Annotated in this window: 15 protein-coding genes; 9 read left to right on the top strand and 6 right to left on the bottom strand. The window is 66.5% G+C overall.

The genetic code is table 11. From position 1 onward, the window contains the following. Nucleotides 1-56 precede the first annotated feature (56 nt). On the bottom strand, nucleotides 57-428 hold the full coding sequence (locus ACT86A_RS02830) for a VOC family protein (protein ID WP_445090395.1): 372 nt from the start codon (nucleotides 426-428) through the stop codon (nucleotides 57-59). A gap of 59 nt (nucleotides 429-487) precedes the next feature. Between ACT86A_RS02830 and ACT86A_RS02825 the strand changes: the two genes are divergently transcribed. Next, nucleotides 488-691 (top strand): hypothetical protein, encoded by a 204-nt coding sequence (locus ACT86A_RS02825; RefSeq protein ID WP_445090394.1) that lies wholly within the window; start codon nucleotides 488-490, stop codon nucleotides 689-691. 20 nt (nucleotides 692-711) lie between these two features. Here the strand turns inward: ACT86A_RS02825 and ACT86A_RS02820 are convergent, their stop codons facing one another. Then, a complete protein-coding gene (locus ACT86A_RS02820) occupies nucleotides 712-1,203 on the bottom strand; it encodes a SixA phosphatase family protein (protein ID WP_445090393.1) in 492 nt (163 codons plus the stop codon). Between the two features lie 133 nt (nucleotides 1,204-1,336). Here ACT86A_RS02820 and ACT86A_RS02815 point away from each other — a divergent pair, with 133 nt between their 5' ends. Beyond that, the gene (locus ACT86A_RS02815) at nucleotides 1,337-3,007 is read left to right on the top strand and encodes an FAD-dependent oxidoreductase (protein ID WP_445090392.1); all 1,671 of its coding nucleotides are present in this window, start codon (nucleotides 1,337-1,339) and stop codon (nucleotides 3,005-3,007) included. A 257-nt stretch (nucleotides 3,008-3,264) separates the two neighbouring features. On the opposite strand, the gene ACT86A_RS02810 is transcribed toward ACT86A_RS02815, so the two are convergent. The 3 genes from ACT86A_RS02810 to ACT86A_RS02800 all read right to left on the bottom strand — a co-directional run bounded on the left by ACT86A_RS02810 (nucleotide 3,265) and on the right by ACT86A_RS02800 (nucleotide 5,748). Beyond that, nucleotides 3,265-4,059, bottom strand: a complete 795-nt coding sequence (locus ACT86A_RS02810) for an acyl-[acyl-carrier-protein] thioesterase (RefSeq protein ID WP_445090391.1) — start codon at nucleotides 4,057-4,059, stop codon at nucleotides 3,265-3,267. Nucleotides 4,060-4,294: 235 nt separating this feature from the next. Then, a complete protein-coding gene (locus tag ACT86A_RS02805; RefSeq protein WP_445090390.1) occupies nucleotides 4,295-5,419 on the bottom strand; it encodes a transglycosylase SLT domain-containing protein in 1,125 nt (374 codons plus the stop codon). Beyond that, nucleotides 5,416-5,748 carry a type VII secretion target gene (locus ACT86A_RS02800; protein WP_445090389.1) on the bottom strand — a complete coding sequence of 111 codons (333 nt, stop codon included), beginning with the start codon at nucleotides 5,746-5,748 and terminating at the stop codon, nucleotides 5,416-5,418. The genes ACT86A_RS02805 and ACT86A_RS02800 overlap by 4 nt, the downstream gene beginning before the upstream one ends. Nucleotides 5,749-5,909: 161 nt before the next feature. Between ACT86A_RS02800 and ACT86A_RS02795 the strand changes: the two genes are divergently transcribed. Then, nucleotides 5,910-6,884: an NADPH:quinone oxidoreductase family protein gene (locus ACT86A_RS02795; protein WP_445090388.1), complete on the top strand. Its 975-nt coding sequence runs from the start codon at nucleotides 5,910-5,912 to the stop codon at nucleotides 6,882-6,884. An 18-nt stretch (nucleotides 6,885-6,902) separates the two neighbouring features. Here the strand turns inward: ACT86A_RS02795 and ACT86A_RS02790 are convergent, their stop codons facing one another. After that, nucleotides 6,903-7,427: an Lrp/AsnC family transcriptional regulator gene (locus ACT86A_RS02790; protein WP_445090387.1), complete on the bottom strand. Its 525-nt coding sequence runs from the start codon at nucleotides 7,425-7,427 to the stop codon at nucleotides 6,903-6,905. A gap of 318 nt (nucleotides 7,428-7,745) precedes the next feature. Between ACT86A_RS02790 and hppD the strand changes: the two genes are divergently transcribed. The 6 genes from hppD (at nucleotide 7,746) to fusA (ending at nucleotide 13,550) form a co-directional block, all read left to right on the top strand. Further along, nucleotides 7,746-8,945: a 4-hydroxyphenylpyruvate dioxygenase gene (gene hppD / locus ACT86A_RS02785; protein WP_445090386.1), complete on the top strand. Its 1,200-nt coding sequence runs from the start codon at nucleotides 7,746-7,748 to the stop codon at nucleotides 8,943-8,945. A gap of 93 nt (nucleotides 8,946-9,038) precedes the next feature. Then, nucleotides 9,039-9,566: a DUF3558 domain-containing protein gene (locus ACT86A_RS02780; protein WP_445090385.1), complete on the top strand. Its 528-nt coding sequence runs from the start codon at nucleotides 9,039-9,041 to the stop codon at nucleotides 9,564-9,566. Nucleotides 9,567-9,582: 16 nt separating this feature from the next. Next, nucleotides 9,583-10,134 (top strand): DUF3558 domain-containing protein, encoded by a 552-nt coding sequence (locus ACT86A_RS02775; RefSeq protein ID WP_445090384.1) that lies wholly within the window; start codon nucleotides 9,583-9,585, stop codon nucleotides 10,132-10,134. A gap of 329 nt (nucleotides 10,135-10,463) precedes the next feature. Next, a complete protein-coding gene (gene rpsL, locus ACT86A_RS02770) occupies nucleotides 10,464-10,838 on the top strand; it encodes a 30S ribosomal protein S12 (RefSeq protein WP_014353064.1) in 375 nt (124 codons plus the stop codon). Nucleotide 10,839: 1 nt separating this feature from the next. After that, nucleotides 10,840-11,310, top strand: a complete 471-nt coding sequence (gene rpsG, locus ACT86A_RS02765; protein ID WP_445090383.1) for a 30S ribosomal protein S7 — start codon at nucleotides 10,840-10,842, stop codon at nucleotides 11,308-11,310. Nucleotides 11,311-11,447: 137 nt separating this feature from the next. Beyond that, on the top strand, nucleotides 11,448-13,550 hold the full coding sequence (gene fusA, locus ACT86A_RS02760; protein ID WP_445090382.1) for an elongation factor G: 2,103 nt from the start codon (nucleotides 11,448-11,450) through the stop codon (nucleotides 13,548-13,550). The last annotated feature ends 78 nt before the right edge of the window (nucleotides 13,551-13,628 follow it).

The raw sequence follows: 13,628 nt of genomic DNA, 5'->3' as shown, positions 1-13,628 counted from the left end.
CCGAACGCGGCGCACCCACGATCACCGCATTTGTGGCTGGAGGCGGATAATGCTGGTCAGCCGCTGTAGGCGGGCAATTGCTGGACGGCCCACTTGTTGCCATCCGGGTCGGCGAAGAAGGTGAACAGACCCCAGCCGAGGTCCTGGACCGGGGTGGCGTCCACGCCGGCGGCGACCAGCTGTCGGTACGCCTCTTCGGCGCTGGCGACCACCATCTGCATCCCCTCGACGCTGCCCGGCGCGGCCTCGGTAATGCCCTCGCCGAGGCAGATGGAACAACCGGAACCCGGCGGAGTCAACTGAACGAAGCGCAGCTTCTCGTCCACCCGTTGGTCGTGATCGGCGTTGAATCCGATCTTGGTGTAGAAGTCCTTGGCGCGGTCGACGTCGGTCACCGGAATGGCGACGAGCTCGATTTTCCAATCCATTCGCCGAGCATTCCATTGCCCACCGACAAAGTCCCGGCTTCCGGCCTACTCTGGGGAACATGCCTGGAAAGGACATCGACCGCATCAGGGCTCGTTCGGCCTGGGCGACGATCAAGGAAAGCCCCGTGATCACCGCCATCGCGGTCGCGCCGTTCGTGCTCGCGCTCGGCGTGGTGTGGTGGCTGCTCGGTGGTTTCGCCGCGTTCGTGCTGCTGGTCATCCTGGGCGCGGTCGTTGTGGTGGGCGGTAAGTTACTGCGCTGACCGCGCGTCCTCGCGTGCGGTCAGCGCGGGATATGAAAGTCGATCAGGTCCCCGGTTCCCGGGTCGACATCGGCCCAGGGGCGGTCGAATCGCAGCACCGCGAGCGCTGAGGTCGGGAACTTCCTGCTGAGTTCGACAGCGGGCACGCAGTCGTGATTGCTCGCCAGCTCCCACGCCGTCCACGGCATGCCCGGTGCGTGCCCGATGACCAGCAGCGTCGCCACGTCATCGGCGCTGAGCTGGATCATTTCGATCAGTGTCGCGGGCGCGGCCGCATAGATCGCGGATTCGAAGACGACCGGCGCGCTGACCCCGGTGGCGGTGAGCGTCTGCCTGGTTCGGGTGGCGGTGGAGCAGCGCACGGCATCGATCGGCGGCTGCGTCTCGCGTAGCCACTGACCTGCCAGACCGGCCTCGCGCCGGCCCCGCGGCGCGAGCGGGCGCTCGTGATCGCCCACGTCATCCGGATAGGCCGATTTACCATGCCGCATGAGGATCAGAGTCCGCATCATGGGGATACGGTAAGCCCTCCAGGCGAGAGGTCTCGATCACACTCGAGGCAGACTGGAAGCGGCAGCACATCACCCCCAGGTGGGAACAGCCCACGTACATCTTGCCCACGTATATCTTCGAGGATCCGCACAAATGGCCTACGTAATCACACAGCGTTGTTGCAACGACGCCAGCTGTGTTCCCGAGTGCCCGGTCGACTGCATTCGCCCGACCCCGGACCAGCCGGAGTTCGCCACTACCGAGATGCTCTACATCGACCCCGACACCTGTATCGACTGTGGGGCCTGTGTCGACGCGTGCCCAGTGGAGGCCATCTTCCCCGAGGACGACCTGACGGCCTCGCTGGCGCGATTCCGGGATATCAATGCCGCCTACTTCCAACGGCATCCGCTGGAATCGAACTTCGATCCGATCGTCGCTCCCGCGCGTCCGCCCAGGGAACTGGGCACGCTGCGCGTCGCGATCGTCGGCGCCGGGCCCGCGGCCTGCTACGCGGCCGACGAACTGCTGCGCAGGGCCGACATCGAAATCGAGATGTTCGATCGCCTGCCGACTCCGTGGGGTCTGGTCCGCGCGGGCGTCGCCCCCGACCATCCGGGCACCAAGACGGTGTCGAACATGTTCGAGTCCGCGTTCCGCCGCGAGACGCTGCAGTACTACCTCAATATCGAAGTGGGCACGCACATCTCGCACGAGGAACTGCTGCGCCACCACCACGCGGTGATCTACGCGGTCGGCGCGTCGACCGACCGCCGGATGGGCATTCCCGGTGAGGACCTGCCGGGCAGCCACTCCGCCACCGAGTTCGTCGCCTGGTACAACGGCCACCCCGACTACGCCGACCGGGAGTTCGACCTGTCCGGCGAGCGGGCCGTGATCGTCGGCAACGGCAACGTCGCGCTGGATGTCGCGCGCGTGCTGACCGTCGACCCCGACGAACTCGCCAAGACCGATATCGCCGATTACGCGCTGGATGCCCTGCGGCGGAGCAATATTCGCGAGGTCGTGGTGCTCGGTAGGCGGGGCCCGTTGCAGGCGGCCTACACCTCGCCGGAGTTCCTCGCCCTCGCTCATCTGAAGGGCGTCGACGTGGTCGTGGACGAGGCCGACCTGGAGCTGGATGAGGCCGGTCAGGCGATCCTGGCAGACCCGGAAATCGAGCCGTCGCTGGGCTTGAAGTACACGCTCGCCAAGGAATACGCGTCCGGTCGCCGTGTGGAGGGCAACAAGCGGATCGTGTTCCGCTACCTGGTCTCGCCCACCGCGCTCATCGGTGGCGAGCGGGTCGAGGCGGTCGAGTTCGTCCACAACGAACTGGTCGATGTGGACGGCCAGCTGCTGGCCAGGCCGACCGAACGCGGCGAGACCCTCGCCGCCGCACTGGTGTTGCGGTCGATCGGCTACCGCGGTGAGCCGGTGCCGGGACTACCGTTCGACGAGCGGCGCGGCGTCGTGACCAACGAGAACGGCCGAGTCATCGGCGATGACGGCACGCCGCTGCCCGGTGTGTACGTCAGCGGCTGGATCAAGCGCGGGCCACGCGGCGTGATCGGCTCGAACCGGACCGACTCCGAAGAGACGGTGGGCCTGCTCATCGCCGATTTCAGCGCGGGCAAACTCGGTACGCCGGCGGGCGACCGTGCCGCGCTCCAGACCCTGCTCGCCGAGCGCCAGGCCGACCTTGTGGACCGAGCCGGCTGGAAAGCGATCGACCAGGCCGAGCGGGCGGCGGGCAAGACCGCGGGCCGCCCGCGGGTCAAGTTCACCACCCGGGAGGACCTCCTCAAAGCCACCCGCGACTGATCGTTCCGGCGGCCGGCCCGATCACTCAGGATCGGACCGGCCCCAATAACCGCATCCGCCCGCCCACCGGCCATCTGATCTCGCGAGAACACGGCCAACTCACCGGGCCCGCAATCCTGCGCCACTCGACTGGTACAGCACGCCACGCAACAACAGATTTCGAGAGAACATGGGTAACTCACCGGGAACGCCCAAAAACTGAGCGGCACCCGACGCAGGACCTGAACGCAAACCCCGCGGCAACCGACTGGTACGGCCTAAAGACCCGGAGAGGCGGGGGAGCCGGGCAGCGGCATGATGCGGACGACGGTGGTGGTGGTCCCGCCGACCACGAACCACAGCCGCAGCACCGGTTGCCCGGTCCGGTCACCGGGCTCGTATCGGCTGCGCACGGTCACATGCTGACGGGCCAGCACCGGCGCCACGTACTCGATCACCGCGCGATGCGGGCCCGCGAGCAGTTTGGGATATTCGACCAGGAACTGTTCCACCGCCTGCCAGTAACAGGCGTTGTTGACGTGGTTGTACTGGTCGATGTCGGTGGCACGCACCGGAAAGGGCGTATCGGTGTCCGACTCGGGCGGCGTGGCGTCGGTCAGGTACGGCCGCCACCGCAGGCGTTGTTCGCCGGCAGTGCGGGCCAGGTAGGCAAGGCCGTCGTCGCTGATCCGTGCGGGCAGGCCGGTGGACTCGCCGATATTGATCCAGAAGCCCTCGGTCTCGATCAGACCACCGTCTCCGCTGGTGATCCGCACGCGCATATTGGTCCAGCGGGTGGACATCGCGGAGCACCACCGCAGCAACTGCACCTCGTCCGGCCACAGAATCGGACGGATGACGTCGATGACCGTCCGCCGGATGATCCAATTCGGGTCGGTCCGATGAAAGAACGTCTTATGCAGGTTTTCCCAGGCGATATCTTGCAGATAGCGGGCGATGGCGTCGAACCGCAGCCGATCGTAGGGATCCACATCGCCAGCCCGGACGGGCCACGCCGACGCAAAGCCCATGCCCTCCTGGGGAAGCGGGGCGAGTGGCTGATCGAGTGACACTTGTGCTCCTCGCGCTGCACGGTGTGCCGCGTTTCTTCATACGGTGCTGTTGTGACGACTTTACGGGGCGCACGTCACACCCTCGCGTCGAGCTGTCTGTACCTCCTTCATAGTCCACCTACGAGTACCCCGGCCAGAAGCGGGGCTTCCGGCGCACATGCGTCTGTGGGACCGCTCGCCCCGGTTTCTGCGGTGCTTGCCGGTACCGGTGGCGTGGGCGCGAATCGAGAGCCGATCAGTAACCTTGGTACGCGCCGCCCGAGTTCACCGCAGCTACCCCGGGGACATTTCCGAGCGACCCATAGCGGTCGATCGAGTACCGAACTCCGGCGATGATGTTGTCGATCGGGTTCCAGATATCGTCGTGGCCGGGCGCTTTGTACGCGTCGAACGTGCTGTCGATGGTCTGCATCAATCCCTTGGACGGATGCCCGGCCACCCAGTTGCTGTCCCAGCGGTTCTCCGCGTACGGGTTACCGGCGGACTCGTGCTGGATGATCAGCGCGATCGCCCGCTCATCGAGGTCCTTGGGGTCGTAGCCCATCGCGATCAGCTTCTGCTTGGCCTCCGCGATCCAGCGCGCGACATCGCCGCTCGGCAGTGGACCGCTCGGTGCGGACGGGCTGGGGCCGGAATGCTGCGGCGTGCCCGACGACGTGCCGTGCGGCGATCCGGAGTTGCCCTGATTCCCCGACATCAGCTGGCTCGGCCGGTTCGAAGACGGGTTGGCGATCTGCGGGCCCGAGGTGCTCGCGGGGGCGGTTGCGGCGGGTGCGGGCACGTTCGAACTGGGTTCGCCGAGTCCGGCGAACGCGGCCTCCAGCTTGGCGGCCGCGGCCTCGACCTGTGTTCGCGCCTGGTCGGCCACGTCGTGCGCGGTTTTCAAGGCGTTGGTCAGCTCCCAGGTCCGGGAGGCCGCCTGCAGCGCCTCCTGGAAGACCAGACCCGCCACATCGGCCTTGTCCGAATGCGCGCGGAGGTAGTCGATTCGCTGCTGGGCGGCCACAGTGCCGTTGGCTGCGACCTCGAAGGGTGGCGTCTGGTTGAGCGCGTCGTCGCGCAGACGCAGCACCTTGGCCTTCGCGTCCACGAGGTTCTGCACCTGGGTGGTGAGCGCGGTCTGCAGCTCCAGCAGTGCGGCGCTCACCGGGGAAGTGCGGGTCTTCTCGGTCTGCATCCGGGTGTTCGCGGCGTCGCCCGCAGCGCCGGACCACGTCTTCGCATCGGCGAGCGCCCGGGTTTCGTCGACGCCCCGGCCGATGGCGGTGTCCAGACCTTGCGAGATTCTTCCGGCGAGTGCGCCCGCCGCGGACAGCTGTTCCGGCTGCCAATCGGCTACGTCGGGAATGGTGAGTGTCATGGCAGCTGTAGTCCGATGGCACGCAGCTTCGCCGCGAAGTCGGCCTCGGCCAGCTCGTACTTGCCCGCCGCGGTGTGCAGGTTGTCGGCGATCGTGTTCAGGCGTGCGCCGATGCGTTCCAGGCAACGGTGGGTGGCGTCGCTCGCGCGCTGGGCTGCCGGACCGAAGTCGGTACCGGGCAGCGCCCCCACGGCGGCGGCGAAATCCTCGCCTTTGCCCAGATCGGTGACGGCCGTGGCCTCATTGCGCAAAGTCTGCGCGAACGACCGCAGCGCCGCCGGATCGACTTGCATTGTCGTCGCAGATTGCGGCTGGTTTTGCTCAGCCATGAATCCCCCTTCCCTCCCGACCTATAGGTCGCGGCCAGCATAACAAAATCGGGCGGTATGGACTGGCGTCCGTTGCGGACCGCCGTCATCGGGCTGTGCCCGTTATTGTCGGTGTGGCGGCGGCACCGATCGTGCCGCCGCGCGGACAGAGAGGTCAGCACATGCGCGCAGCCCAGGTAAGCAAGCTGGAGGGACCGGAATCGGTCGAGATCGTCGACATCCCGGAGCCTGCGCCGCACCCGGACGGTGTCGTGATCGATGTGCACGCGGCGGGTGTCGCTTTTCCGGATGTGCTGATGACGCGCGGCCTCTACCAGATGAAGCCGCAGCTGCCCTTCGTCGTCGGCGGCGAGCTCGCGGGCATCGTGCGGCAAGCACCGCAGGACGCGCATGTGCGGGCGGGCGACCGGGTAGTGGCGCTGACCGTGCTCGGCAATGCCATGGCCGAAACGGCCGTCGTGCCCACCCAGATGGTGGTGCGGCTGCCGGACAACATCTCGCTGGAGGCGGGTGCCGGCATCCTGTTCAACGACCTCACCGTGCACTTCTGCCTGCGCACCCGAGGCAGGCTGGTCGAGGGGGAGACGGTGCTGGTGCACGGCGCGGCCGGTGGCATCGGCACCTCGACGCTGCGGATGGCCGCCGCGCTCGGCGCCGGCCGGGTGATCGGCGTGGTGAGCACGGCGGCGAAGGCCGAGGTGGCCCGCGCGAACGGCGCCACCGACGTGGTGCTGACCGACGGCTGGCTCGCCGCGGTGCGGGAATTGACCGGCGGTCGCGGGGTCGACATCGTGCTCGACCCGGTCGGTGGCGACCGATTCACCGACAGCATTCGGTCGCTCGCCGCAGCGGGCCGGTTGCTGGTGGTCGGTTTCACCGCCGGTGAGATCCCGACCGTCAAGGTCAACCGGCTGCTGCTGAAGAACGTCGAGGTGGTCGGCGCGGCGTGGGGCGAATGGTTGCTGTCGCATCCGGGCTATCTGCAGCAGCAGTGGGCCGAGGTGCAGCCGCTGCTGGTGTCCGGCGCAATCGCGCCGCCGCAGCCGGTGCTGTACCCGCTGGACAAAGCGGCCGAGGCGGTGGCCTCGCTGGACAACCGCACCGCCGCCGGCAAGGTCGTGGTCACGGTGCGCTGACCGCACGGATCAGCTCGGCTATGGCTCGCGGGCCGGACGGTAGGCGGGGGCTTTGCTGGTTCCCGTCGGACCCAGCGTGCGTAGCAGCGGCAGCGCCCGGCGCGCTACCACGATGGACAGCACGATAACGCTGTGCGAGCGCACCACCGACGAAGTCCGGTCGATGCTCAACAACACCGCCTGCAACCCGGCGTGCGAGTCGGCCCCGATCCGGCACAGCACGTCACCCGAGCCGGTAGTGGCATAAGCTTCCAGCACCCCGGGGATGGCGTCGAGTTCGGCGGCGACCGCATCCAGCGCGCCTTGCGCGATCTCCAGTGTGACGAATGCCTGCACATCGAATCCCGCCGCGGTGACGTCGATCTGCGGGTCGTAGGAGGCGATCACGCCGGATTCCTCCATGCGCGCGATACGGGATTGCACGGTGGCCCGGGCGACCTTGGTACGGCGGGACAGTTCGAGGATGCCCGCCTTCTGGTACTCGTGCATCGCGCTGAGGATCGCGAGATCGAGTTCGTCGAGTTTCGCGGGTATGCGCGACATGACCGCCTCCGTTTCGAGCAGCTCCCCTGCCCCTGCGGGTCTTCGGGCCGGACAAGTCGGCGACGCGGGGAGTGCGTTCAGGTCCTGCGTCAGGTGCCGGGCAAGTACTGGGCGTATCCGACGAGTTACCCAGGTACTCGCGACATCAATGGTTGGCGTAACGTGCCACAGAAGTGGGGGGACAGGCTGGCCGCCCGTCCTGCTTCTGCTATTCAAATTGTCCAGCATCCGGGGCGGTTTCCTAGCTGAATTCGCCACACTGCCCATCGAGAATTCGTGCTGTTGCCTACTGGGCCGACCCGGCGATTTCCTAGAAGCATGACCATCGAGCACCTGCCGAACGCCTGGTCCAGCGCTCCCAGCGACATCGAGTTGCGCACGCTCGTGGGGCTGGTCGACCACGACGACAGCGGCGATCACTTCCCGGTCATCGGATGGGACGCGCTGGTCTGGGTGGTGGGCAACGCCACCCAGACCGCACACTTCCTGGAATCCGGCTTCGGTATGCGGTTGGAGGCGTACTCCGGTCCCGAGACCGGCAACCGCGACCACAAGGCGTTCGTCTTGCGCAGCGGCGCGGCACGTTTCGTGATCACCGGTGCGGTGGACCCGGACAGCCCGCTGGTCGCCCATCACGATCGGCACGGCGACGGCGTGGTGGACATCGCGCTCGAGGTACCTGACGTGGATCGCTGCGTGGCGTGGGCGCGCGCACAGGGGGCCACTATCTTGGTCGAACCACACAACGACACCGACGAATTCGGCACGGTCCGCTCGGCCGCCCTGGCGACCTATGGCGAGACCAGGCATACGCTGATCGACCGCTCCGCCTACTACGGCCCCTATCTCCCCGGCTATGGCCCCCGACGCTCGCACTACCAGCGGCGCGACGGCGCGCCCACCCGGCTGTTCCAGGCGATCGACCATGTCGTGGGCAACGTGGAGCTCGGGCGGATGGACGAGTGGGTCGAGTTCTACCGGCGGGTCATGGGTTTCACGAACATGGCCGAGTTCGTCGGCGACGACATCGCCACCGAGTACTCGGCGCTGATGAGCAAGGTCGTCGCCAATGGAAATCACCGGGTGAAGTTCCCGCTCAACGAACCCGCCGTGGGGCGCAGACGTTCGCAGATCGATGAGTATCTGGAGTTCTACCGCGGTCCCGGCGTGCAGCACATCGCCCTCGCCACCGGCGACATCCTCGGCTGCGTCGACGCTCTGCGCCGCGAAGGCGTCGAGTTCCTGGAGACACCGGCTGCCTACTACGAGGACCCCGAATTGCGCGCCCGCATCGGTCGGGTCCGCGTCCCGGTCGCGGAACTGCAGCGCCGTGGCATTCTCGTCGACCGGGACGAAGACGGCTATTTGTTGCAGATCTTCACCAGACCCCTCACCGACCGGCCCACGGTCTTCTTCGAACTCATCGAGCGCCACGGATCCCTCGGTTTCGGTAAGGGCAATTTCAAAGCCCTGTTCGAGGCGATCGAACGCGAACAGGCCGCCCGCGGGAATTTGTGAACGATCCCGGGCGCCGAGGCGACTCGTTGCCGGAGACGGCCGGGCGGGTTCGCCGGGCGGACCCCCGGCGCCGTACTCGGTAGAGTTCTCGGCATGCGGATCAAGTCGGCGGTCGTCATCGCGACAGCCTCGGTGCTCGCACTGACGGCCTGCGGATCGGACGCGCAGTCGGACGACTCCGGTCCGTCGCGTCCGGCGCCGAAGGTGGTGGCGCTCGGCCCGTTCGTCGGGGAGTGTGGGCATGTGACCGACGACGAAGTGCGCAACCTCGGTGGCCTCGGCCAGATCAGCGGCGCTTTCCGCAACGCGGTCGGCTGCAACTGGCGGGCCGGTGGAGTCGGTTCCGCCAGTATCACTTTCGCGTCCTATCGAGGCAGCCCGATCGAGCGGGAGCGGGCGTGGGTCACCGTCAACGGCCGCGCTCCCGATCCGATCGAAGTGGGCGGGCGCGAAGGATTCGCCGCGTTGGACCCCAACGGACAGATTTGTGATCTCGCGGTCCAGCTCGGCGACGACTTCTTCGAGTGGTCGACGTCCTTCGGGGTCTTCGCCACGGCCTCCGGCAATCCGTGCGACCGCAGCCGCGCCCTCGCCGAGCTGACTTTGCAGCGGTTGCAGTGAAGGGGCGGGCGTGAACATGAGACGAGGTCGGTGCCGTCGTGCCGCCGCCGCCGTTGCTGCCATCGTTGTCGCGCTGGCAGTGAGCGCATGTAGCCAGACGGTTTCCGGGTCGGCGCTCCCGGTTGGTGGCAGCAAGCCGGTCAACACCAGACTCGACAAGTTGCTGCGGGAATGCGAGATCCTGTCCACCGAGCAGATCGGCAAGGCCATCGGCGACAATGTCTCGGTCGAGGATTCGTTCTTCGGTGCGGTCTGCATGTGGGATCTGGTCGGTGCACCCGGCGGCAACGGCATGGCCACGCTCAACTGGTACGAGAACGGCACGCTGAGCAACGAGAAGCAGACGAACAACAAGCTCGGCTATGTCACGACCAACACCACCGTCCAGAGCGCGCTCGCGCTGCTGATCCGGCGTCCGAACGATCCCGACTCCTGCGGCGTGGCGGCGAGTGCGCCGGACATTGGCGTGATCGGCTGGTGGATCAACTACCGGTCCGGCTCGGCCCACCCCGATCCCTGCGAGGCCGCCAAGAAACTGATGGAGATGACCTTGAATCTCGCCCGGTAGACCGCCGCGATCGCGACCCACTTTGACCGTGTGTCCCGGCCGCGGGTATCGTGGATCGCTGTGCCCGGAAGCATGCGGGCAAGTTCGTGCGTGACCGTAGGCCAGCGAAAGCGGCTGACCACTCCAGCGTGCCCGGAATCCGGGCTCCGCGCCGCGCGCGACACGCCCGACCTCGGGACGCGAGAAACGTGGCCGGACGTGCGAGTGAAAGCTCGATGACAGCGGAGTGAACGACGGGCCCGTGGCGGAAACTCGGGCTCTGGGAACACCGCGAACGACAACAGACATGAAGTCCAGCCACCGCGTTAACTAATAAGGAAAGCCGGTCTATGCCAACCATCAACCAGCTGGTCCGTAAGGGTCGCCGCGACAAGGTCGCCAAGACGAAGACCGCGGCCCTCAAGGGGAGCCCGCAGCGTCGTGGCGTGTGCACCCGCGTGTACACCACGACCCCGAAGAAGCCGAACTCCGCGCTGCGCAAGGTCGCGCGTGTTCGCCTGACCAGCGCGGTCGAGGTCACGGCCTACATCCCGGGTGAGGGTCACAACCTGCAGGAGCACTCGATGGTGCTCGTGCGTGGCGGTCGTGTGAAGGACCTCCCCGGTGTTCGCTACAAGATCATCCGCGGCTCGCTGGACACCCAGGGTGTGAAGAACCGCAAGCAGGCCCGCAGCCGCTACGGCGCCAAGAAGGAGAAGAGCTGATATGCCACGCAAGGGCCCCGCACCCAAGCGTCCGCTGATCAACGACCCGGTCTACGGTTCGCCGCTGGTTACGCAGCTGGTCAACAAGATCCTGCTGGACGGCAAGAAGTCCACCGCCGAGCGCATCGTCTACGGGGCGCTGGAGCAGGCGCGCGAGAAGACCGGCACCGACCCGGTTGTCACCCTCAAGCGCGCGCTGGACAACGTGAAGCCGTCGCTGGAGGTGAAGCCCCGCCGCGTCGGTGGTGCCACCTACCAGGTTCCGATCGAGGTCCGTCCGGGCCGCGCCAACACCCTGGCCCTGCGTTGGCTGGTCAATTTCTCCCGTGCGCGCCGGGAGAAGACCATGGTCGAACGTCTGGCCAACGAATTGCTCGACGCCAGCAATGGCCTCGGCGCATCGGTCAAGCGCCGCGAGGACACCCACAAGATGGCCGAGTCCAACCGGGCCTTCGCGCACTACCGCTGGTGACGTCTGCCCGGCCCGTCGTCTGGGTCGGGAGGCACAGCCGGAACGCGGCACCGACCGGCCGCTTCCGGCGTTGATATAGAGGCGACCACCGGGTCGTCCCCGATAATCCCAACTAGCTACGAGCGGGGAAGATTTCCGTGGCACAGGACGTGCTCACCGACCTGAACAAGGTCCGAAACATCGGCATCATGGCCCACATCGACGCGGGCAAGACGACCACAACTGAACGCATCCTCTTCTACACCGGCATCACCTACAAGATCGGTGAAGTCCACGACGGCGCCGCCACGATGGACTGGATGGAGCAGGAGCAGGAGCGTGGTATCACCATCACCTCCGCGGCGACCACATGCTTCTGGAAAGACAACCAGATCAACATCATCGACACCCCCGGGCACGTCGACTTCACCGTGGAGGTGGAGCGGTCGCTGCGCGTGCTCGACGGCGCCGTCGCGGTGTTCGACGGCAAGGAAGGCGTCGAGCCGCAGTCCGAGCAGGTGTGGCGTCAGGCCGACAAGTACGACGTGCCGCGGATCTGCTTCGTCAACAAAATGGACAAGCTCGGTGCGGACTTCTACTTCACCGTGCAGACCATCAAGGACCGCCTCGGTGCCAAGCCGCTGGTCATCCAGCTGCCGATCGGCGCGGAGGACACCTTCGAGGGCATCGTCGACCTGGTCGAGAACAACGCCAAGGTCTGGCGGGGCGAGACCAAGCTCGGCGAGCAGTACGAGGTCGTCGAGATCCCCGAGGACCTGAAGGAGCGGGCCGAGCAGTACCGCCAGGAACTGCTGGAGACCGTCGCCGAGTCCGACGAGGCGCTGCTGGAGAAGTTCTTCGGTGGCGAAGAGCTGTCCATCGACGAGATCAAGGGCGCCATCCGCAAGCTGACGGTGACCTCCGAGCTCTACCCGGTGCTGTGCGGCTCGGCGTTCAAGAACAAGGGCGTGCAGCCCATGCTGGACGCGGTCATCGACTACCTGCCCTCGCCGCTGGACGTGGAGGCCACCACCGGCCACGTGCCCGGCAAGGAGGAGGAGCTGCTGACCCGCAAGCCGAGCGCCGACGAGCCGTTCGCGGCCCTGGCGTTCAAGATCGCGGTGCACCCCTTCTTCGGCAAGCTGACCTACGTCCGGGTGTACTCCGGCAAGGTCGACTCCGGCGCCCAGGTCATCAACTCGACCAAGGGCAAGAAGGAGCGTCTGGGCAAGCTGTTCCAGATGCACTCCAACAAGGAGAACCCGGTCGGCGCCGCCTCGGCGGGTCACATCTACGCGGTCATCGGCCTCAAGGACACCACCACCGGTGACACCCTGTGCGATCCGCAGAACCAGATCGTGCTCGAGTCCATGACCTTCCCGGACCCGGTCATCGAGGTCTCCATCGAGCCGAAGACCAAGTCCGACCAGGAGAAGCTGGGCACCGCGATCCAGCGCCTGTCGGAAGAGGACCCGACCTTCTCGGTCAAGCTCGACCAGGAGACCGGCCAGACCGTCATCGGCGGTATGGGCGAGCTGCACCTCGACATCCTGGTCGACCGCATGAAGCGCGAGTTCAAGGTCGAGGCGAACGTCGGCAAGCCGCAGGTGGCCTACCGCGAGACGATCACCAAGCGGGTCGACAAGCTCGAGTACACCCACAAGAAGCAGACGGGTGGCTCCGGTCAGTTCGCGAAGGTCATCATCGCGCTCGAACCGTTCGTGGGCGAAGATGGCGCACACTACGAGTTCGAGAACAAGGTCACCGGTGGTCGTGTGCCGAAGGAGTACATCCCTTCGGTGGACGCGGGCGCCCAGGACGCCATGCAGTACGGTGTGCTCGCCGGTTACCCGCTGGTCAACCTGAAGGTCACGCTGCTGGACGGCGCCTACCACGACGTGGACTCGTCGGAAATGGCGTTCAAGATCGCCGGCGTGCAGGCTCTGAAGGAAGCGGCCCGCAAGGCCGGTCCGGTGATCCTCGAGCCGTTGATGGCGGTCGAGGTCACCACGCCCGAGGACTACATGGGCGACGTGATCGGCGACCTGAACTCCCGCCGTGGTCAGATTCAGGCCATGGAGGAACGCAGTGGTGCCCGTGTCGTCAAGGCGCTGGTTCCGCTCTCGGAGATGTTCGGATACATCGGTGACCTGCGGTCGAAGACCCAGGGCCGGGCGAACTACTCCATGGTGTTCGATTCGTACGCGGAGGTTCCGGCCAACGTGTCGAAGGAGATCATCGCCAAGGCGACCGGCGAGTAATCGCTCCCGGGCGTTTGTAAACCCTTTCCCCGTGTCCGCGGGGATGACCACCGCACTGCTGCAATTGCACGCACCAAC

It is taken from the genome of Nocardia glycosmidis (assembly GCF_052545115.1).
Note: the sequence above shows the minus strand (reverse complement) of the source record. Positions and strands in the feature narration are given on the sequence as shown.